This window comes from Streptomyces sp. NPDC001450 (genome assembly GCF_053597295.1).
Genome location: NZ_JBSFHY010000007.1, coordinates 155,833 through 175,354, shown reverse-complemented (window position 1 = coordinate 175,354; position 19,522 = coordinate 155,833). Strand labels below are relative to the sequence as shown.

Genomic DNA, 19,522 nt, shown 5'->3' with positions numbered 1-19,522 from the left:
GGAATCACCGGTGGCCTTACCAGCCGAGGAACCCCGTGAGTGACACCCCATTCGGATTCGGTCTTCCGCCGGAGGAGCCGGAAGACGGCGACGAGGGCAAGAAGAAGGACCAGCAGAGCGGTGGTGGGCAGGGACCGGCCAACCCGTTCGGTTTCGTGCCGGGAGCCGGAGGCTTTGGCGGCCCCGGCGCCGACAATCCGCTCGCAGCGATGTTCGGATCCCTGAACCCCACCGACCTGGGCGCCGCGTTCCAGCAGCTGGGCCAGATGCTCTCCTACGAGGGCGGCCCGGTTAACTGGGACATGGCCAAGCAGATCGCCCGCCAGACGGTCTCCCAGGGCACCCCGGACGGCGTCAAGGACGCGAGCGTCGGCACCGCCGAGCGCATCGCGGTCGAGGAGTCCGTCCGCCTGGCCGACCTGTGGCTGGACGACGCGACGTCCCTGCCGTCGGGTGCCGCCTCGGCGGTGGCCTGGTCCCGCGCGGAGTGGGTCGAGGCGACCCTGCCCGCTTGGCAGGAGCTGGTCGACCCGGTCGCCGAGCGGGTCGGCGCGGCCATGGGCGACGTCCTGCCGGAGGAGATGCAGGCCATGGCGGGCCCGCTGATCGGCATGATGCGCTCGATGGGCGGTGCCATGTTCGGCACGCAGATCGGACAGGCCGTCGGCGTGCTCGCGGGCGAGGTCGTCGGTTCGACCGACATCGGCCTGCCCCTGGGCCCGGCCGGCAGGGCCGCGCTGCTCCCGGCCAACGTGGAGGCCTTCGGCAAGGACCTCGGCGTGCCGCAGGAGGAGGTCCGGCTCTACCTGGCCCTTCGCGAGGCCGCGCACCAGCGTCTGTTCTCGCATGTGCCATGGCTGCGCTCGCACCTGTTCGGCGCGGTCGACGGGTACGCGCGCGGGATCAAGGTCGACACGGCCAAGCTGGAGGACGTGGTCGGCCAGTTCGACCCGCAGAACCCCGAGCAGCTGCAGGACGCCCTCCAGCAGGGCATGTTCCAGCCGGAGGACACGCCCGAGCAGAAGGCGGCTCTGGCGCGTCTGGAGACGGCTCTGGCGCTCGTCGAGGGCTGGGTGGACGCGGTGGTCCACGCGGCCGCGAAGCCGCGTCTGGCGTCCGCCGACGCCCTGCGTGAGACCCTGCGCCGGCGCCGGGCCACCGGTGGTCCGGCGGAGCAGACGTTCGCCACGCTGATCGGCCTGGAGCTGCGCCCGCGCCGGCTGCGCGACGCCTCCCGTCTGTGGGCCTCGCTCACGGACGCGCGCGGGGTCGACGGCCGGGACGCCCTGTGGGCCCACCCGGACATGCTGCCGACGGCCTCCGACCTGGACGACCCGGACGGCTTCGTGCACCGCGAGCAGCTGGACTTCTCCGAGCTGGACAAGATGCTCGGCGAGGCGGCGAGCGGTTCCGGCGAGAAGCCGGACCTGAAGAAGGACGACAAGAAGGACGACGAGGGCAAGGGCGACGACGCCGAGTGAGCCTGCACGACGAAGCGGTCCTCGTCCTGAAGGGGTACAAGGACCAGGAAGACTTGCGCCAGGCCTATCTGGATCATCTGGCGGACCACCCGGACGGCATGTGGAAGGCCTGCCACGCGGGCCACGTCACGGCGAGCGCCCTGGTGATCGACCCCGAGCGCGGCCGGGTGCTGCTCACGCTGCACAGGAAGCTGCGGATGTGGCTGCAGATGGGCGGCCACTGCGAGCCGGGCGACGCCTCGTTGGCCGCGGCGGCCCTGCGTGAGGCGACCGAGGAGTCCGGCATCCCGGGGCTGACGCTGCTGTCCGGTGGTCCGGTGCGCCTGGACCGGCATCCGATCCCGCCGCCGTGCCACTGGCACTTCGACGTGCAGTACGCGGCGCTGGCCCCGGGCGACGCCGAGCACGTGATCAGCGACGAGTCGCTGGACCTGCGCTGGTTCGCCTACGACGAGGTGCCGGACGTGGCGGACGAGTCGGTCGTACGCCTGCTGGAAGCGACCCGCGCCAGGCTCTGAACACGTAAGGGGCGACCGCCAGGGCGGTCGCCCCTTACGTTTGCTGTCCGGCCGGTCAGCTCCAGACGTTGCCCTGGTTCTGACCGCGCGCCCCCTGCTGCCCCATGCCGAACTGCGCGGCGAGGCCCTGGCCGATCTGCGCGTTCTGCGGCGGCAGCAGCTCGCTGGGCTGCACGAGCGCGAACCCGGAGCCCATGAAGCTCAGCTCCCAGCCCTCACCGGTGTTCCCACGCCGGCGCCACACTCCCGAGGAGTGCGTCTGGGCCTGCATCTGCACGCGCAGCCCGGTGGACCAGGCGACGATCGCGTCGGCGTCGCAGTTGACGTACTTGTCGGGCGTGACCTGCATCAGCAGCGGCGCGCCCGAGGTCATCAGCGCCACCTTGCCGCGCCCGGTGATGTTCAGCTGGTACTTCCCGGACCCGGAGATGCCGTAGAGGCTGTCGACGGCGATGACCTCGTGGTGCAGCGAGGAGTCCATGGCGAGGACGTAGCTGCTGTCGACCGTCAGCCCGTCCTGCTCGACGTCCATGACGTGCACGTGCTGGCCGAGGTTGGCGAGGTAGACCGTGCCCTGCCCGTGGCAGCGCATCAGGTCCAGGCCCTCACCGGTGTACGCACGCGCGCGTGCCTGGTTGTTGCTGCGGTACTCGGCGTCGAACTCGACGAGTCCCTGGTAGGCGACCATGGTGCCCTTGCGGGCGAGGAGGTCGTCGTGACCCTCCAGGGTGACCCGGAGCATCTGCTTGTTCTGCAGGCTCCAACGCTCCTGCGTCTGGGAGTCGTTGTACGCGAAAAGCGGGCTCTGCATGATGTTTCTGGCTCCCCCTCAGCCCCGGAACCGGAGACGGTCGGTGCTGTCCTCGCTGGGCTGGACGACGACGATGCCCTGGCCGGAGAAGGCCATCTGGTAGGCCTCACCGCTGCCCCGGCCGATCAGTGACTGCGCCTTGAAGCTGCGCTTGCCCTTCACCTTCAGGTTCGGGGACCAGGCGACGAGCGCGTCGGGGTCGACGTACGTCTCGTCCTCGCCGCCGCCGCAGTCGACGACGATCGGCTTGCCCCGGGAGGTCAGCGCGACCCAGCCCTGCCCGGAGATCTTCGTGTTCCACAGGCCTTGACCTGCGAACTTGGCGAGCCCCTTGACGCGCTCCACGCCCCAGCTGAGGTGCGCGTCGAAGGCGAGCAGGTTGGTGGCGTTCACGGAGATGCCGTCGCCGTTGAGGTTGATCACGACGACGTTCGCGCCGTAGTCGGCGAGGTAGAGCAGTCCGTCGCCGGAGCACTTCATCAGCGGCGCGCCCTCGCCGGTGATCCAGTCGCGGGCGATCTGGCGGACGGCCGGCGGGTTGGGCTCGTACTGGATGAAGCCTTCGTAGGCGACCATCGACCCCACGCGCGCGAGGAGGTCGTTCCCGGTCTGCAGGGCGACCTTCAGCATGTGTTCGCCGTGGTTCTCCATACGGGCGGTGACGGGTGCGGGGGCGTAGCCCGCGAGCGGCTGGTTCATGACGGGCTCCCTCAGACCTCGTACGGCTGGACGACGATGAAGTTGCCGGGGGCGCCCCGGAACTGCAGGTTGACGCTCTCACCGGTGTCGCCCGGGTAGGCGTTGCGGCGCATCCGGACCTGGCTGGAGACGATCACCTGGGAGGCGGCCGACCAGGCGACCACCGCGTTGCAGTCGGCGAAGGTCGTGGGCGTCACGGGCAGCACGACGGGCGTGCCGTGCGTCTTGACCACGATCGTGCCGGTGCCCTGGAACTGCATGGTGAACAGCGCGCCGCCCGGGATGCCGTGGCCCTCGATACGACGGACCTCGTACTGGAGGCTCTCGTCGAACGCGAGGACGTTCTCCGCGGAGACGCAGATCGCGTCGCCCTGCAGCTCGACGGGGTGCAGGTGGGTGGAGTTCTCGGCGAGGAACACCTGGCCGTTGCCGGTGCAGCGCATCAGCTGCATCTCCTGGCCGGTCGCGTTGCCCACGAGTCGCCCGGCGAACCCGGCGCCCTTGTGGCTGAAGTCGACCTTGCCCTGGTAGAGCACCATGCTGCCTTGCCGGGCCAGCACGGGCTGCCCGCCGATGCCGAGGTCGACACGGATCAGCTTCTTGTTCTGCTGCGTCCAGCGCTGCCCGGTGGGCGTCTCCTTGAACGCCTGGAGCGCGGCCGTGACACCGGCACCACCCTGGGGAGCGCCCTGCGGCACTCCGTAGGGGGCGGCCTGCTGGCCGGGGACCTGGCCGTAGGGCGGCTGCTGGCCGTAGCCCGGGGGCATGGGCGCGCCCGGCTGACCGCCGTAGGAGGGCTGCTGGCCGTAGCCCGGAGGCATCGGCGCGCCGGGCTGGCCGCCGTACGACGGCTGCTGCGGCGGCTGGCCGTAGGGCGCGGGCGCCGGGGTCGGCGGATGGACCGTGCCACCGGCGGGCGGGGCCAGCGGGGCGACGATCGTCGGCGCCGCGTGCACGTTCGGCGCGGGCGCCGGGGCCGGTGCCGGGGGCGCAGTCGCGCCCGGCGGCGCGAAGCCCTGCGGAGCGGGCGCGGGTGCCGGAGCAGGGGCGGGAGCGGGAGCGGGAGCCGGTGCGGCCGGCGCGCCGAACGCGGGCGGCGGGCCGGACTGGGCGGGCGGGGCGAAGCCGGGGGCGGCGCCGGACTGCGGCTGCTGCGGGGCGGCGGGCGCCTCCTCCTCCAGCACCTCGCCGCCGAAGTTCTTCAGCAGCGCCTCCAGACCGCCGTCGAAGCCCTGGCCGACCGCGGCGAACCGCCACACGTCCTTGAAGTAGAAGTCACCGAGCATCACGGCCCGCTCGGTGGAGAACTCCGAGCCGTTGAAGGAGTACCGCGCGACCTCCTCGCCGCCGGCCACGATGCGCACGTATCCGGGATTGATCTGCGACATCTGCCCGGCGCCGTCGATGGTCGCCGTGAAGGACAGCTTGCGGATCTGGGAGGGGATCCGGTCCAGGGTGACCCGGAACGACTCCGTGTCGCCCGACTGGGCACCCAGCAGCTGGATGGACTCCTCCGGGGACTTCGGCTGGTTGAAGAAGATGAAGTACCGGTCGTCCGAGAGACGCTCGTCGGCGTCCAGACCGAAGCAGCTGATGTCGAAGGTCAGTCCGGGGGCGGAGATCTGCACGCCTACGTACAGATCCGTGCCCACCGTGAGGTCACTGATCCTGGCCTTGTGGCCGCGTTGGAATTCCCTGGCCATGCGTTACGACCGTCCCCCATCCCGAATGTGAGTGCGTCGCGCCAGGCTAACGGCAAACCCCGACATCGGACGCAGCCGGTACAGACCCGGTACACAACCGCGCCCAAGGGCGGATCCACGGCGCCCGTTCACTCCCCGCGCGCACCGGGCACATGCGGCAGCCGCTCGGCCGCCACCACCCCTTCGAGGTAGCCGCGAGCCCGCTCGGTGCGCGGGTAGGACTCCAGCAGCCGCCAGAAGTCCGGCCCGTGACCGGGCACCAGCAGATGCGCCAGCTCATGGCACAACACGTAGTCGACGACGTACTCCGGCATCCCCTGCAGCCGGTGCGAGAGCCGGATGCTGCCCTCGGCCGGGGTGCACGAACCCCACCGGGTGTTCTGGTTGGTGACCCAGCGCACGGACGCGGGGCGCGCCCGGCCGCCGAAGTACTGGTCCGACAGCCGCTCGGCGCGCTCGGTCAGCTCTGCGTCGCCCAGCACCCGTTTGCTCTCCTGGGCGGCCAGTTTGTCGAGCATGACGGTCACCCAGCGCTGCTCCTCCGCCTCGGACATCCGGGCGGGGATCAGCACGACGGTGCGATCGCCCTCGCGGTACGCGGAGACCGTGCGGCGGCGCCGGGTACTCCTGCGGACCTCGATCGCGCTCGCCCCCGAGCCGCTCGGCGGCTGGCTCGTCGTGCTGCGCTGTGACTTTCCGGCGCGGTGCAGGGGGTCGGCGGGCACGCCCCGACGTTACCCGCTGGACAGCACCGAAGTCCCGGCTCCGGAACGGTTCGATGCCGATGCCCCACCATGCGTTTGATTTGTACGACCGATATGCCCGACTGGTACGACCCATTCGTACGACGATCATCCCCTGCCTGTGGACAACGCCCGCCACCCGTCAGCCCGACCCGGCATGCTGGCAGGCGTCGACGGAGCGTGACCGGCTTCACCGACAACACGGATGTCCATGAATGTCATGGACACTCACGGACTCAAGGAACATTTCAGGGCAACACACGGGATTCGGGGGACCTGTCATGCATCCGATGGTGAAACCCGCGCTGCGGCGCGGCTGGCGCGACCTCAACACCGTGCAGTTCGGCATGACTCCGGCGCACGCGATGACACTGGGACCGATGGACACGGCCACGGGCAGCTTCCTGGAACTCCTCAACGGCACCCGCGCCCTCCCCCTGCTGCGCGAGGAGGGCCGCCGCATGGACCTGCAGGACGACCACGTCGACGCACTCCTCGACCGGCTGACCCGGGCCGGCCTGCTCGACGACACACGCGGCGGCGGACCCGCCGCGGACACCCTGCGCGAGAAGACGGACGTCCTGGAGCGGCTGCGCCCCGACCTCGCCTCGCTCTCCCTGACCACCCCCGAACCCGGCGGCGCCCTCGGCCGGCTCGCCGCCCGTCGCTCACTTCGGGTGCAGGTACGAGGCGCCGGGCGGGTCGGCGCCGCACTGGCCTCGGTGCTGTCCGGGGCAGGCGTCGGCGACGTCGACGTGCGCGACGTCGGGCGCGTGGAACCATGGGACGTGGCGCCGGGCGGGCTGCCCGCCGACTCCCTCCGCGAGCGCCGGGACGAAGCGGCACGGGCAGCCGTCCGCCGCGCCGCACCCGACCGCCCACCACGCCGCACCCGCACCACCCCCCGCGGCGCGGAGGATCCCGGACTCTCCCTGGTGATCCTCGCCCCCAGGGACGACGTCGCCGTGCACACACCGGACCCGTTCGCCGCCGAACCCCTCATGGCCTCGGGCACACCCCACCTGTACGCAGGCGTCGTGGAAGGCACCGGGGTCGTCGGACCGCTCGTCCTGCCCGGCGAGACGAGCTGCGCCGGCTGTCTGCACCAGGACCGCACGGACCGGGACCCCGCCTGGCCCCGCCTCGTCGCCCAATGGCGCTCCGGAAAGGCCCGCCGCGTGGGCGCCTGCGACCTGGCGCTCGCCACCACGGTCGCGGGGCTGGCCGCCGCACACGCCCTCGCCTTCCTCGACGGGGCGCAGCCGTCCAGCGCGGGCTCCCGCTGGGAGACGTCCCTACCTGCTCTGAACTGGCGCTCCCGACCGGTGTGGCCACACCCGGCATGCGGATGCGGCGTCGCGGAGAGAGGAAAGAGGGAACACTCCTCAACCAACGGGGTGCCGCGCGAGACAATGGCGGTGCAACGGCCGTCGGCGGAGCGACGACGCGAGGCAGGCGCGGCGCGGCCGACTGGGACTTGGAGGGCGCATGTCTGATCTTCCCCGGAAGGCGGTCACCCGTACCGCCAAGCTCGCCGCGCTCCCGCTCGGCTTCGCAGGCCGGGCGACCTGGGGGCTGGGCAAGCGGATCGTGGGCGAGTCCGCGGAGATCGTCGGCCGGGAGCTGCAACAGCGCACCGCGGAGCAGCTGTTCAAAGTCCTCGGTGAGCTGAAAGGCGGGGCCATGAAGTTCGGGCAGGCCCTGTCCGTCTTCGAGTCCGCCCTGCCGGAGGAAGTCGCCGGTCCCTACCGCGCGGCACTGACCAAGCTCCAGGACGCGGCGCCGCCGATGCCGACCCGCACGGTGCACGCGGTGCTCGAGGAGCGGCTGGGAGCGGACTGGCGGGACCTGTTCCTGGAGTTCGAGGACAAACCGGCGGCCGCGGCCTCCATCGGGCAGGTGCACCGGGCGGTGTGGCACGACGGCCGTGAGGTGGCGGTCAAGGTGCAGTACCCGGGCGCGGGCGAGGCCCTGCTGTCCGACCTGAGCCAACTCAGCCGTTTCGCCCGGCTGTTGGGGCCGCTCATTCCCGGCATGGACATCAAGCCGCTGATCGCGGAGATGCGGGACCGCGTCTCCGAGGAGCTGGACTACGCGCTGGAGGCCCAGGCCCAGGACGCCCACGCGCAGGAGTTCGCGGACGACCCGGACGTGGTGGTCCCGGCCGTGGTGCACCAGTGCGAGCAGATCCTGGTATCGGAGTGGATCGACGGGATCCCGCTGTCGGAGATCATCACGGACGGCACCGAGGAGCAGCGCAACCGTGCCGGCCAGCTCCTGGCCCGCTTCCTCTTCTCCGGACCGGCCCGTACCGGCCTGCTGCACGCCGATCCGCATCCCGGCAACTTCCGTCTGCTGCCCGGCGGCCCGGACGGCGACGACGACTGGCGCCTGGGCGTCCTGGACTTCGGCACGGTCGACCGGCTCCCGGGCGGCCTGCCGACGCCGATCGGCATCTCGCTGCGGATGACCCTGGACGGCGAGGCGGAGACCGTCTACGAGCTGCTGTGCGTTGAGGGATTCGTCAAGGAGTCCATAGAGCTGGACCCCGACGCGGTCCTCGACTACCTGCTGCCGATCATCGAGCCGGCCCGGGTCGAGGCGTTCACCTTCACCCGCTCATGGATGCGCAGCCAGGCCGCCCGCATCGCCGACCCCCGCTCCCCCGCCTACCAGCTGGGCAAGCAGCTCAACCTGCCGCCGGCCTATCTGCTGATACACCGGGTGACGCTGAGCACCATCGGCGTGTTGTGCCAGTTGGGGGCCACGGTACGGCTGCGGGACGAACTGGAGGAGTGGCTGCCCGGGTTCGTACTCGAGGACGAAGCGATCGAGGAGGAACCGGCGGCCGAGGCGTGAGCGGGGCTGCCGGACAGGCATGACCGGGGCTGCCGGGCTGCCGGGCTGCCACGATGTTGGTGAGGGGCGGGGCGGGGTGGGGGGAGGGGGAGGGCCCCCGGAGAAGCGTTCTCACCACCACGACGAGTCCAGCCGCCCCTCGATCGCCCGCAGGTTCTCCCGGGAGCAGACGTCGCAGAAGTACTGGCGGATGCCGTTCTCCACGGAGCAGGTCCAGGTGACCGGCCGGGAGCCGCCGGCGGGGGTGCCGCAGCGGGCACACACGAGGGGGCGGGGCTCCGTGGTGGAGCCGCCCTGATCACTTCCTCCGGGAGGACTCGTCACCTGCCGACGATAACTCTCCAGCCGGTGGATCGCCGCGCACAACGCACCGCGGGGGCCGGTCCGTTCGGTCGGACCGGCCCCCGCGGGGAAGGCTTCACCTCCCTGGGCAGGGAGGCCACCGCTTCGAGTGGGCGGGGTTACTGCATGACGGCCAGTGCGAGCGCACGGCGGGCGCGCAGCGAGGCGCGCTCCGCCCGGCGCTGCATCCGTCGGGCGGTCGCCAGGCGCATGGCCTGGCGTTCCCGCTCGGCGTCGTGCAAGCGCTCGCGCATATGCGCACGGGCCAGGGCTTCTGGGATGAGTTGCATCTCTCGGGTCCTGTTCTGACGCGAGCCGGTCGCGCCGTTCATCGTGAAGTCTGGGGTCGCGGAGCCGGTGGGCTCGCTGGTGGACGGCTTCATCGGGGCCTGCTTCTTGGGGTCGTGCGTGAGAGGGCGGTCGATCGTTCCTGCGGTGTTCATGCCGTGACCGGGTTCTTGCGCGGGCGGCCACGGGGCCGCTTGCGGGCGACGACGACACCCTGGACGAACAGCTCGCCGCCCCAGACGCCCCAGGGCTCACGCCGCTCCTTGGCGCCGGCGAGGCAGGCCTCGATCAACGGGCAGGTGCGGCAGAGGGACTTGGCGTACTCGACGTCCGCCGGCGACTCGGCGAAGAAGACCTCCGGGTCGTAGGAGCGGCAGGGGACGGGTACGCCGAGGTTCTCGATGGCGTCGTCGAGCGCGGTGAGCGCGGTGAGGGGGGTCAAGGTGGAGTCCTCCGTGAGGCCGGGCGGGGGGATCGTTTGTGAAGGCGGTACGGACGGGGCGTGCGCTTCGAGTTGCACGGTTGGTCTTCCTCGTCTGGTCGTTCCGGCCGGTTGACCGGGTGTCGGCTTGGTACCGGGTTCTTTCCTTGTCCCGAGGCCCCTTCGCTCTGTCGTCCCCGTTCGGGGCAAACAGAAGGGCCGCGGATCCCGGATGGGGTTCCGCGGCCCTGAAGGCGCCGGCCTGATCGGCGATCAGGCTGGATCACTCCAGGGTTCTGGCCCACGGAAGGCCCACATCAGGTGGTGCTGCGTCGTCTGCTTCCGGAATCCGGCACCGGCTGCCGCAAAGGCATAGGCATGTGCCCGTGCCACTACCGCTTCCAGTGCCTTGGTCGGTCGCTCATTGCCCTCACGGACGGGAAGACCCGCGAGAGACAGGGAGGACGCCGGACGGTCGGCACGAATGCCGGACAGACCGGTGCCCTGGTTCGAGGCGCCGAGCATGCACGTGGAGACGGTCGAGCGATCGGTCAGTTTGGCCGTGCTGATGGAGCTGGTGTTGATGCTGATCACTGGACTCGCCTCCTCTCGGCGTCTTGGGGACTGGGGTGAGCCAGTCCGTTCGGATATGCAAGTACAACACGGAATCAGGGCCTTCGAGAAGGCCGCTGTTTCCGTGCCTAGAACCTATGGGGATCGCTGGGGCATGCGCAAACTATTTTTTCGACGAGTTCGTATCAGTCGTCCTCGTCGCCTTCTCCGCCATCTTGACCTGCGCAGATAGCCAGAACTTCGGTCCCGTAGCGCTGCAGCTTGCGGTTGAGGACGCCGGGGATGCGGGACAGCTCGGCCGGGCTGTCGGGCCGTGCCTCGGCGATGGCCATCAGAGTCCGGTCCGTGAAGACGCAGAAGTCGGGCTGGCCGCTGTGCCGGGCCTGGACCGCGCGCCATGCGCGCAGCCGCTCGTAGAGGCCTTCGTCCATGTCGGAGGGGCAGCCCTCGCAGCGCATCAGTTTCATCTCACCGGCGTCGGTGAGGGTGCGGCCGCAGACGCGGCAGCGGGCCGGGGTGCGCTGGGTGCGGCGGGGGATGGCCGCGATCGCTGTGAGGGTGCCGCGTTCGATGCCTCCGGTGGCTCCCGTGCCGGTGCGGCCGACGGTGGCGGTGGAGCCGGGGCGCAGGCCGTCGAGGAAGTGGCTGGGCCTGCGGTTGGGGCGGCCGCCGGGTGAGCGGGACAGGGACCAGGAGAGGTGGAGCCGTTCTCTGGCGCGGGTCACGCCGACGTAGAGGAGGCGGCGTTCTTCTTCGATCTGTTCGTCCGTCTTGGCGTAGGTGATGGGCACCATGCCCTCGGCGATGCCGACCAGGAAGACGGCGTCCCATTCCAGGCCCTTGGCCGCGTGCAGGGAGGCCAGGGTGACGCCCTGGACGGTGGGGGCGTGCTGGGCGTTCGCCCGTTCGTCGAGTTCCGCCACGAAGTCGCCGAGGGTGGCCCTGGGGCGGGCGGCGGCGAAGTCGTGGGCGAGGTTGACGAGGGCGGCGAGTGATTCCCAGCGTTCTCTGGCGGCGCCGGAGCCGGCGGGGGGTTCGCTGGTCCAGCCCTCTCCGGAGAGAACGGCGCGCACTTGAGAGGGCAGGTCCACGGCGTCGTCGAGCAGGGAGTCGTTGCCGCCGAAGCGGGCTGCGCCGCGCAGGGCGACGCCTGCCTTGCGTACCTCGGGGCGGTCGAAGAAGCGTTCGGCGCCGCGGAGCTGGTAGGGGACTCCGGCGTCGGCGAGGGCCTGTTCGTAGGTTTCGGACTGGGAGTTGGTGCGGAACAGGACGGCGATCTCGGCGGCGGGGACGCCGGCGTCGATGAGTTCGCGGATGCGGCGAGCGGCGCCTTCGGCCTCGGCGGGCTCGTCGGTGTATTCGGTGTAGACGGGGTCGGGGCCGGAGGGGCGCTGGGAGACGAGTTCCAGCCGGTGGTCTGCGGCGCGGCCGCTGGCCTGGGCGAGCAGTCCGTTGGCGAGGTGGACGACCTGGGGGGTGGAGCGGTAGTCGCGGACGAGCTTGACGACGGTGGCGCCGGGGTGGCGGGCGCGAAAGTCGAGGAGGTGGTCGGGTGTTGCTCCCGTGAACGAGTAGATCGTCTGGCTGGCGTCGCCGACGACGCACAGGCTGTCGCGGTTGCCGAGCCAGAGTTCCAGGAGTCGCTGCTGGAGGGGGCTGACGTCCTGGTACTCGTCGACGACGAAGTGCTGGTACTGGGCGCGGATCTGTTCGGCGATGTCGTGTCGGTCCTGGAGGATGGCGACGGTGAGCAGCAGGACGTCTTCGAAGTCGATGACCGCGCGGTCGCGTTTGAGGTCTTCGTAGGCCGCGTAGAGGTGGGAGATCTCGGCGGGGTCGCGTGGGGTCTCGCGGCCGGCCTTTGCTGCGGCGTACGGGTAGTCGGCGGGGACGGTCTGGGTGACCTTGGACCATTCGATCTCTGCGGTGGCGTCCCGCAGCTCGCCGCGGTCGAGGCGGAGCTTGCAGGCGGCGGCCGCGTCGGCGACGAGTTGGATCTTGCGGTCGACGAGCCGGGGCATGGAGCCACCGATCGCTTTCGGCCAGAAGTACTGGAGCTGGCGCAGCGCGGCGGAGTGGAAGGTGCGGGCCTGGACGCCGTGGGCGCCGAGCTGGCGGAGGCGGCCGCGCATCTCGCCCGCGGCGCGGTTGGTGAAGGTGACGGCGAGCACGCTGGACGGCTGGAGGATCCCGGCGCGGACCCCGTAGGCGATACGGTGGGTGATCGCCCGGGTCTTGCCCGTGCCCGCTCCGGCCAGGACGCACACCGGGCCGTGCAGGGCGGTGGCCACCTCGCGCTGCTCGGGGTCGAGCCCTTCGAGCACCGCGTCGGCCGTGTCCGGTGTCTGCGGGAAGAGGGTGGAGTGCGTTGCTGCTGTCACACGGCCATGCTGCCAGGTCGTCCGGGACTGCCGCGCCGGTTGTCCACAGGCGGGCCCTGGCGGTCGTACTAATGCGGCAGGTGTCACAGTCGGGGCCGGATACCCCGGGCGGGAATGCGGTACCGGTCGCTTACGTTGTCCCTGGACGACCTTCCCCGAGCTGCCTGAGGAGCGCGAGAGACATGCAGGGCACTGTGACGATGTACAGCACGACTTGGTGTGGTTACTGCCAGCGGCTGAAGAAGCAGCTGGAGCGCGAGGGCATCGCCTACACCGAGATCAACATCGAGCAGGACCCGGAGTCCGCCTCTTTCGTGGAGAAGGCGAATGGCGGAAACCAGACGGTGCCGACCGTGCTCTTCGCTGACGGCTCCACGCTGACGAACCCGTCGCTGGCGCAGGTGAAGCAGAAGCTCGCCGCGTAACAGGCCGGTCCGGGCTTGACGAAAAGGCGGCTCCCGAGGCTGTTGGTGCCTCGGGAGCCGCCTTCTTGTGTCCTGTCCCGCACGGGAGTGCCCGTGGCCTCAGATGAGGCTCCTGGTCGGCAGCGGCTTGCCGTACCACATCTCGATCAGGCGGGCGGCGATGGAGATGCCGTACGGGGGCAGCACCTCGCCCGACTCGAAGGCCGCGTGCAGTTCCTCGCGGGAGAACCAGCGGGCCTCGTGGATCTCGTCGCCGTCGACGTCGATGTCGGTGGAGGTGGCGCGGGCCATGAAGCCGAGCATGAGGCTGGACGGGAAGGGCCAGGGCTGGCTGGCCACGTACTCGACCTGGCCGACGGTGACCCCGACCTCTTCGAGGACCTCGCGGCGTACCGAGTGCTCGATGGACTCACCGGGCTCGACGAAGCCGGCGAGCGTGGAGAAGCGGCCCTCGGGCCAGTGGACCTGGCGGCCGAGCAGGATCCGGTCCTCCTCGTCGGTGACGGCCATGATCACGGCGGGGTCGGTGCGCGGGTAGTGCTCGGCGCCGCAGGCCTGGCAGCGGCGGATGTGGCCGGCCGCGGCGATGACCGTGCGCTCGCCGCAGCGGGAGCAGAAGCGGTGGGTGCGCTGCCAGTTCTCCAGGCCGACCGCGTGCACCATGAGGCCGGCGTCCCGCGGTGACAGCAGCAGTCCGGCCTCGCGCAGCCCTGCCGGGCGGGCGGACTGGTCGATGCGACCGGGCAGTGCGTCCTTCTGGAGGGCGAAGTAGCTGACGCCTTCCTCGTCGATGCCGAGGAAGTAGCGGTGGGCCTCGGTGAGGGGTGCCTCGAAGGAGGGGGTCATGACGAGTTCGGTCCGGCCGTCGGGTGTCTCGTCGATGAGTACCTGGCCGCCGGAGACCACGAAGCAGCGGGTGGTGGGGTGGCTCCATGCCGCTGCGAGCCAGGCCTCGTCGAGCCGGTGGTGGGCAGCGCGGTCGATGCCGCTCGGGGCGGTCAGCGAGATGGGTCGGTCGGCGGTGTGGTCGGTCCAGGTGGTCACGGGTGCTTCCAACTCCCCCAGTGGAAAGGTTCGTTTCGGCGGGCGGTTCGGGCGGGCGTGGGCCGGGAGGGCACCGGGGCGGGCTCGGGCGGGGCGTGGGGCGGTCCCTCCAGTGTGCCCCGTGCACGCCGCGGTCCCGTACGGCGCCTGTCGGTCAGGGTGCGTGACGCCAGTTCTCGGCGAGGTCGCCCCACAGATAGGCGCTGGTTTCGACGCCCTTGAGGAGGAGATCGAGTTCGACCTTCTCGTTGGGGGCGTGCCAGCCGTCGGAGGGGACGGAGATACCCAGGAAGAGGACGGGGGCGCGGAGTACCTCCTGGAGGTCGGCGGCGGGTCCGGAGCCGCCCTCGCGGGTGTAGCGGACCGGGCTCTGGAAGGCGCGGCCCATGGCGCGGACCACGGACTGCAGCGCGGGGTGGTCGAGCGGGGTCAGGCAGGGGCGCGTGGCGGGGCCGAAGCTGATCTCGAGCCTGATCCCGGCGGGTACCTGCTCGGGTGCCCAGGCGCGGACGGCCTTCTCGATGTGGTCGGGGTCCTGGCCGGCGACCAGGCGGAAGGACAGCTTCACCATGGCCGAGGAGGGGATGATCGTCTTGCTGCCGGGGCCCTGGTAGCCGCCGCCGATGCCGTTGACCTCGACGGTCGGGCGGGCCCAGATGCGCTCCAGGGTGGTGTGCCCGGCCTCGCCGTGGGTGGCGTACGACTTGGCGGTGCGCAGCCACTGCTCCTCGTCGAACGGCAGCTCTGCGAACAGCTCGCGTTCGCGGTCGGTCAGCTCGGCTATGCCGTCGTAGAAGCCGGGGACGGCCACGCGCGCGTGCTCGTCGTGCAGGGCGGCCACCAGGCGGGCGGCGGCGGTGGCCGGGTTGGGGACGGCGCCGCCGAAGGAACCGGAGTGGATGTCCTGGTCGGGGCCGTACAGCCGGATCTCGCACTCGGCGAGGCCGCGCATGCCGGTGCAGACGGTCGGGGTGTCCTCGGACCACATGCCGGTGTCGGAGACGATCACCGCGTCGGCGCCGAGCCGGTCGGCGTGCTCCTCGACGAGGGCCCGGAAGTGCTCGGAGCCGGACTCCTCCTCGCCCTCGATCAGCAGCTTCAGGTTGACCGCGGGGGCGGTGCGACCGGTGGCGGCGAGGTGGGCGCGGACGCCGAGTGTGTGGAAGAACACCTGGCCCTTGTCGTCGGCCGCCCCGCGCGCGTAGAGGCGGTTGTCCCTGATGACGGGCTCGAAGGGCTCGCTGTCCCAGCCGTCCTCGCGGGCGGCGGGCTGGACGTCGTGGTGGCCGTAGACGAGGACGGTGGGCGCCTGGGGGTCGCCCGAGGGCCACTCGGCGAAGACTGCCGGGGCGCCGGGGGTCGGCCAGACCTCCGCGGTCGGGAAGCCGGTCTCCTTGAGCTTGGCGGCGAGCCAGTCGGCGCTGTCCCGTACGTCGGGCGCGTGGTCGGGCTGGGCCGACACGGAGGGGATGCGCAGCCATGCGGCGAGGTCGTCGAGGAAGGCGGCGCGCTGCTGCTCGATGTACGTACGGACGGCGCTGTCCGGGGTCTGGCTCATGGTCACGAGCCTATCGGCCCGCACCGGCATCCTCGGCGGGCTGTTCGTCACACTCGGGATCCCTTACATGCCTCTTGCGTCACTCGGGGGGATCACCTGTGAGCAGCCGTTCCAGGGCGGCCCGGTCGGGCAGGTCCTCGGGACGTACGACCTCGCCGCTGCGCACGTAGAGGAAGGCGGCCGTGACCGACTCGGGCGGCACGCCCTGCTGCTCGGCCCAGGCCAGCCGGTAGACGGCGAGCTGGAGCGGGTCGGCGCTGCGGGTGCGGCTGGTCTTCCAGTCGACGATCTCGTAGGTCGTCGCGTCGCCGTCGCCGGTGCGGTAGACGGCGTCGATGCGGCCGCGTACGACGCGGCCGGCGAGGGTGAGCTGGAAGGGGGCCTCGATCCGGTACGGGGTGCGGTGGGCGTACTCGGTGCGTTCGAAGGCGTCCTTGAGGGCTTCGAGGTCGCGTTCGTCGGCGATCTCGGCCTCGCTGCCGGGCAGCTCGTCGGGCTCCAGCATGGGCAGCGTCAGTTCCTCGAAGCGTGCTTCGACCCAGGCGTGGAAGCGGGTGCCCCGGCGCGCGGCGGGTTGTGGGGGGCGCGGCATGGGGCGCGCGAGTTCCTGTGCCAGCCCGTCCGGGTCCTCGGCGAGAAGCAGCAGCTGGGATGCGGTCAGTGTGGCCGGCAGGGGGACGTCCGTGATGGTGTGCCGGGCGCGCAGCAGCTCGCCGGTGAGCGCGTCGAGGTCGCGGTCCCAGGAGGCGGTGGTGCGGGCTTCCTCGGGTGTGAGGGGCGCGGGGTGCCCGGGCTCGGTGGGGTGGGTGCGTTCGGTGGCGCGTTCGCCGGCCCGGGTGGGTTCGGCCGGGGCGGGCGCCTGGTGGGGGACGGTCGGCCGCTCGCCGGTCCAGGAGTCCCAGTCGGCGGGCTCCTCCGAGGACGCCGCACCCTCGTCGTACGGCGCCTCCCCGGCGAAGGGGTCCTCGTCGTACGGGAACGCTTCGCCGTACGGGTCCTCGTCGTCCGTCGGGGCGGGCCAGTCGGGGGCTTCCTCGTCCGGCGGTGCGGGCCAGTCCGGGTCGTCGAAGACGGCGGGGTCGTGGGTGGCGGGCCGGTGTCCGTCCTGCCGGGCGGCCAGGGCGTCCAGGTGGGTGAGGACGGTTTCGGCGGCCGCGCGGCGGCGGGCCAGGGCCGCGTCGTCCAGGGGCAGGGGCCACACCTGGTCGGCGGTGGCCGTGTGCAGGGCCGGGTTCTCCTCGTCCTCGGCGGGCTCGTCGGCCCATGCCTCGATCTCGCCGTGCCCGGCGGCGCAGTGGTCGTGGAGGGCCTGGAGGAAGTCGGAGGGTCCCCGTGGCTTCTTCTGGCTGGGCCCCCACCAGTGGCCGGAGCCGAGGAGGAGGGAGCGGGGGCGAGTGAAGGTGACGTAGCCGAGGCGGAGTTCCTCGGTGTGCTGGTGCTCCTTCATGGCCTCGTGGAAGGCCTTCATACCCCGGGAGTCCCAGGAGTCGACGTCGGGCAGGGTGTCGGTGTCGCCGCGCAGAGCGTGTGGCAGCACCTTGGGCTGCGCGGTCCACTTCTCACGGCCCTGGGCGCTGGGGAAGGTGCCGTTGACCAGTCCGGGGACGGCGACGACGTCCCACTCCAGTCCCTTGGACTTGTGCGCGGTGAGCACCTTGACGGTGTTCTCGCCGCCGGGCAGGGCGTTGTCGAGGCCCTTCTCGTACTGGGCGGCGGTGCGCAGGAAGCCGAGGAAGGCGAGCAGCGTGGCCTCGCCGTCGCCGGACGCGAAGGAGGCCGCGATGTCCAGGAAGTTGGACAGGGTCTCGCGGCGGCGGGCGGCGAGCGCGTGCGGGGACGCCGACAGCTCCACCTCCAGGCCGGTGACGGCGAGGACGCGGTGCAGTACGTCCATCAGCGGGTCGGACAGGGAGCGGCGCAGGTCGCGCAGCTCGGCGGCGAGGCGGGCGAAGCGCACGCGCGCGTCCGGGGAGAACGGCAGCCCGTCGTCGTCCCCTTCGCGCTCGTCGAGGGGCGCCTCCAGGAAGGTGTCCAGGGCGTCCGCGAGTGATATCACCTCGGACGGGTCGACGCCTTCGACGGCCTCGGCGAGCCTGCGGTCGGGGTCGTCGGTGTCGTCCACGCGCGCGTGGGCGACCAGCAGGCGGGCGCGGCGGCCGAGGAGGGCGAGGTCGCGGGGGCCGATGCGCCAGCGCGGGCCGCTCAGCAGGCGGACCAGGGAGGCGTTGGCTCCGGGGTCCTGGAGGACTTCGCAGACGGCGACGAGGTCGGCGATCTCGGGCAGGTGCAGCAGGCCGGAGAGGCCGACGACCTCCACGGGGATGTCGCGGGCGACGAGGGCGCCCTGGATCTCGGCGAAGTCGGTGGCCGTGCGGCACAGTACGGCGATCTCGCCGGGGGCCTTGTCGGTGCGTACGAGGTGGGCGATGGAGTCGGCGATCCAGTCGATCTCCTGCGCGTGTGTGGGCAGCAGGGCGCAGCGGACCGTGCCGTCGTGTTCGGCGCCGGGGGCCGGGCGGAGGGCCTCCACGCCCGCGTGCATGGCGCGCAGCGGTTCGGCGAGGCCGTTGGCGAGGTCGAGGAGGCGGCCGCCGCTGCGGCGGTTCTCGCTGAGCGCCTGGCGGGTGGCGGGGCTGCCGTCGGCGTCGGCGAAGTGCTCGGGGAAGTCGTCCAGGTTGGCCACGGAGGCGCCACGCCAGCCGTAGATGGCCTGGCAGGGGTCGCCGACGGCGGTCACCGGGTGGCCCGTGCCGCCGCCGAACAGGCCCGACAGCAGGACGCGCTGGGCCACGGAGGTGTCCTGGTACTCGTCCAGGAGCACCACGCGGAACTCCTCGCGCAGCAGCCGGCCCACCTCGGGGATGCCGGCGAGGCGGGCGGACAGGGCGATCTGGTCGCCGAAGTCGAGCAGGTCGCGTTCGCGCTTGGCGGCCCGGTAGCGCACGACGAGGTCGGCGAGTTCGCGGCGGGCGGCCGCCGTGTCGGGGACCTTGCGCAGGTCGGCGTTGGTGAGCTTGGCGCCCTGAAGGGTGCGCAGCAGGCCGGCGTCCCAGGCGCGCAGTTCGTCGGGGGCCACGAGGTGTTCGGCCAGCTCGGAGTCGAGGGTGAGCAGGTCGCTGACGAGGTCGGCGAAGGAGCGGGTCAGCGCCGGGTAGGGTCCGGGTGCCTCGCGCAGCACGCGCGCGGCGAGCTGGTAGCGGGTGGCGTCGGCCAGCAGCCGGGAGGTCGGCTCGAGGCCGATGCGCAGGCCGTGGTCGGTCAGCAGACGGCCGGCGAAGGCGTGGTACGTCGAGATGACCGGCTCACCGGGCGGATTGTCCGGGTCCGACCAGAAGGGGCCGGCGCGAAGCGCTGTCGTTGAGGGGTGGTGGTCGGGTGACGGGAGGGCGTCGGGGTCGTTGACGCCGGCCTTGATCAGTGCCTTGCGGACGCGCTCGGCGAGCTCGCCCGCCGCCTTGTTGGTGAAGGTCAGGCCGAGGACCTGCTCGGGGGCGACCTGGCCGGTGCCGACCAGCCAGACCACACGGGCCGCCATCACGGTCGTCTTGCCCGACCCGGCTCCGGCCACGATGACCTGCGGTGCGGGCGGCGCGGTGATGCAGGCCGTCTGCTCCGGGGTGAACGGGATGCCGAGGAGCTCCTTGAGCTGCTCGGGGTCGGTGATACGGGCGGGCAT

Annotated in this window: 17 protein-coding genes; 5 read left to right on the top strand and 12 right to left on the bottom strand. The window is 71.6% G+C overall.

Annotated features, from left to right (window positions below; translation table 11 throughout):
• The first annotated feature begins 35 nt into the window (after positions 1-35).
• Complete coding sequence (locus ACWC5O_RS09975; RefSeq protein ID WP_450580956.1) at positions 36-1,481, top strand: zinc-dependent metalloprotease; 1,446 nt, start codon at positions 36-38, stop codon at positions 1,479-1,481.
• Positions 1,478-1,999, top strand: coding sequence for an NUDIX hydrolase (locus tag ACWC5O_RS09970; RefSeq protein ID WP_450580957.1), 522 nt, complete (start codon positions 1,478-1,480; stop codon positions 1,997-1,999). The genes ACWC5O_RS09975 and ACWC5O_RS09970 overlap by 4 nt, the downstream gene beginning before the upstream one ends.
• Positions 2,000-2,054: 55 nt before the next feature.
• Here ACWC5O_RS09970 and ACWC5O_RS09965 read toward each other — a convergent pair whose 3' ends face one another.
• The 4 genes from ACWC5O_RS09965 to ACWC5O_RS09950 form a co-directional block, all read right to left on the bottom strand.
• On the bottom strand, positions 2,055-2,810 hold the full coding sequence (locus ACWC5O_RS09965; RefSeq protein ID WP_450580958.1) for an AIM24 family protein: 756 nt from the start codon (positions 2,808-2,810) through the stop codon (positions 2,055-2,057).
• An 18-nt stretch (positions 2,811-2,828) separates the two neighbouring features.
• Positions 2,829-3,509 (bottom strand): AIM24 family protein, encoded by a 681-nt coding sequence (locus ACWC5O_RS09960; RefSeq protein ID WP_450580959.1) that lies wholly within the window; start codon positions 3,507-3,509, stop codon positions 2,829-2,831.
• Positions 3,510-3,520: 11 nt separating this feature from the next.
• Positions 3,521-5,212, bottom strand: coding sequence for a TerD family protein (locus ACWC5O_RS09955; protein WP_450580960.1), 1,692 nt, complete (start codon positions 5,210-5,212; stop codon positions 3,521-3,523).
• Positions 5,213-5,340: 128 nt separating this feature from the next.
• On the bottom strand, positions 5,341-5,937 hold the full coding sequence (locus tag ACWC5O_RS09950) for a M48 metallopeptidase family protein (protein WP_450580961.1): 597 nt from the start codon (positions 5,935-5,937) through the stop codon (positions 5,341-5,343).
• A gap of 299 nt (positions 5,938-6,236) precedes the next feature.
• Here ACWC5O_RS09950 and ACWC5O_RS09945 point away from each other — a divergent pair, with 299 nt between their 5' ends.
• Complete coding sequence (locus ACWC5O_RS09945) at positions 6,237-7,451, top strand: TOMM precursor leader peptide-binding protein (protein ID WP_450580962.1); 1,215 nt, start codon at positions 6,237-6,239, stop codon at positions 7,449-7,451.
• Positions 7,444-8,814, top strand: coding sequence for an ABC1 kinase family protein (locus ACWC5O_RS09940; RefSeq protein ID WP_450580963.1), 1,371 nt, complete (start codon positions 7,444-7,446; stop codon positions 8,812-8,814). The genes ACWC5O_RS09945 and ACWC5O_RS09940 overlap by 8 nt, the downstream gene beginning before the upstream one ends.
• Positions 8,815-8,925: 111 nt before the next feature.
• On the opposite strand, the gene ACWC5O_RS09935 is transcribed toward ACWC5O_RS09940, so the two are convergent.
• The 5 genes from ACWC5O_RS09935 to ACWC5O_RS09915 form a co-directional block, all read right to left on the bottom strand.
• Entirely contained in the window at positions 8,926-9,138 is a 213-nt protein-coding gene (locus tag ACWC5O_RS09935; RefSeq protein ID WP_450580964.1) for a hypothetical protein, read from the bottom strand.
• Between the two features lie 137 nt (positions 9,139-9,275).
• Positions 9,276-9,599 carry a hypothetical protein gene (locus tag ACWC5O_RS09930; protein ID WP_450580965.1) on the bottom strand — a complete coding sequence of 108 codons (324 nt, stop codon included), beginning with the start codon at positions 9,597-9,599 and terminating at the stop codon, positions 9,276-9,278.
• The gene (locus tag ACWC5O_RS09925; RefSeq protein WP_023546912.1) at positions 9,596-9,964 is read right to left on the bottom strand and encodes a WhiB family transcriptional regulator; all 369 of its coding nucleotides are present in this window, start codon (positions 9,962-9,964) and stop codon (positions 9,596-9,598) included. The genes ACWC5O_RS09930 and ACWC5O_RS09925 overlap by 4 nt, the downstream gene beginning before the upstream one ends.
• A gap of 174 nt (positions 9,965-10,138) precedes the next feature.
• On the bottom strand, positions 10,139-10,459 hold the full coding sequence (locus ACWC5O_RS09920; protein ID WP_450580966.1) for a hypothetical protein: 321 nt from the start codon (positions 10,457-10,459) through the stop codon (positions 10,139-10,141).
• A 164-nt stretch (positions 10,460-10,623) separates the two neighbouring features.
• Positions 10,624-12,819 carry an ATP-dependent DNA helicase UvrD2 gene (locus ACWC5O_RS09915; RefSeq protein WP_450580967.1) on the bottom strand — a complete coding sequence of 732 codons (2,196 nt, stop codon included), beginning with the start codon at positions 12,817-12,819 and terminating at the stop codon, positions 10,624-10,626.
• 182 nt (positions 12,820-13,001) lie between these two features.
• On the opposite strand from ACWC5O_RS09915, the gene ACWC5O_RS09910 reads away from it, so the two are divergent.
• Positions 13,002-13,244, top strand: coding sequence for a mycoredoxin (locus tag ACWC5O_RS09910; RefSeq protein ID WP_450580968.1), 243 nt, complete (start codon positions 13,002-13,004; stop codon positions 13,242-13,244).
• 99 nt (positions 13,245-13,343) lie between these two features.
• Here ACWC5O_RS09910 and nudC read toward each other — a convergent pair whose 3' ends face one another.
• From nudC to ACWC5O_RS09895, 3 genes are all read right to left on the bottom strand, one after another.
• Positions 13,344-14,288 carry an NAD(+) diphosphatase gene (gene nudC, locus ACWC5O_RS09905; protein ID WP_450580969.1) on the bottom strand — a complete coding sequence of 315 codons (945 nt, stop codon included), beginning with the start codon at positions 14,286-14,288 and terminating at the stop codon, positions 13,344-13,346.
• A gap of 154 nt (positions 14,289-14,442) precedes the next feature.
• Complete coding sequence (locus ACWC5O_RS09900) at positions 14,443-15,846, bottom strand: dipeptidase (protein ID WP_450580970.1); 1,404 nt, start codon at positions 15,844-15,846, stop codon at positions 14,443-14,445.
• A 79-nt stretch (positions 15,847-15,925) separates the two neighbouring features.
• Positions 15,926-19,522 carry a UvrD-helicase domain-containing protein gene (locus ACWC5O_RS09895; RefSeq protein WP_450580971.1) on the bottom strand — a complete coding sequence of 1,199 codons (3,597 nt, stop codon included), beginning with the start codon at positions 19,520-19,522 and terminating at the stop codon, positions 15,926-15,928.

Coding starts and splice junctions, on each gene's coding strand:
- ACWC5O_RS09940 (WP_450580963.1), top strand. CDS start 7,444: ATGTCTGATCTTCCCCGGAAGGCGGTCACCCGTACCGCCAAGCTCGCC.
- ACWC5O_RS09930 (WP_450580965.1), bottom strand. CDS start 9,599: ATGAACACCGCAGGAACGATCGACCGCCCTCTCACGCACGACCCCAAG.
- ACWC5O_RS09910 (WP_450580968.1), top strand. CDS start 13,002: ATGCAGGGCACTGTGACGATGTACAGCACGACTTGGTGTGGTTACTGC.
- ACWC5O_RS09965 (WP_450580958.1), bottom strand. CDS start 2,810: ATGCAGAGCCCGCTTTTCGCGTACAACGACTCCCAGACGCAGGAGCGT.
- ACWC5O_RS09945 (WP_450580962.1), top strand. CDS start 6,237: ATGCATCCGATGGTGAAACCCGCGCTGCGGCGCGGCTGGCGCGACCTC.
- ACWC5O_RS09895 (WP_450580971.1), bottom strand. CDS start 19,522: ATGCCCGCCCGTATCACCGACCCCGAGCAGCTCAAGGAGCTCCTCGGC.
- ACWC5O_RS09955 (WP_450580960.1), bottom strand. CDS start 5,212: ATGGCCAGGGAATTCCAACGCGGCCACAAGGCCAGGATCAGTGACCTC.
- ACWC5O_RS09900 (WP_450580970.1), bottom strand. CDS start 15,846: ATGAGCCAGACCCCGGACAGCGCCGTCCGTACGTACATCGAGCAGCAG.
- ACWC5O_RS09960 (WP_450580959.1), bottom strand. CDS start 3,509: ATGAACCAGCCGCTCGCGGGCTACGCCCCCGCACCCGTCACCGCCCGT.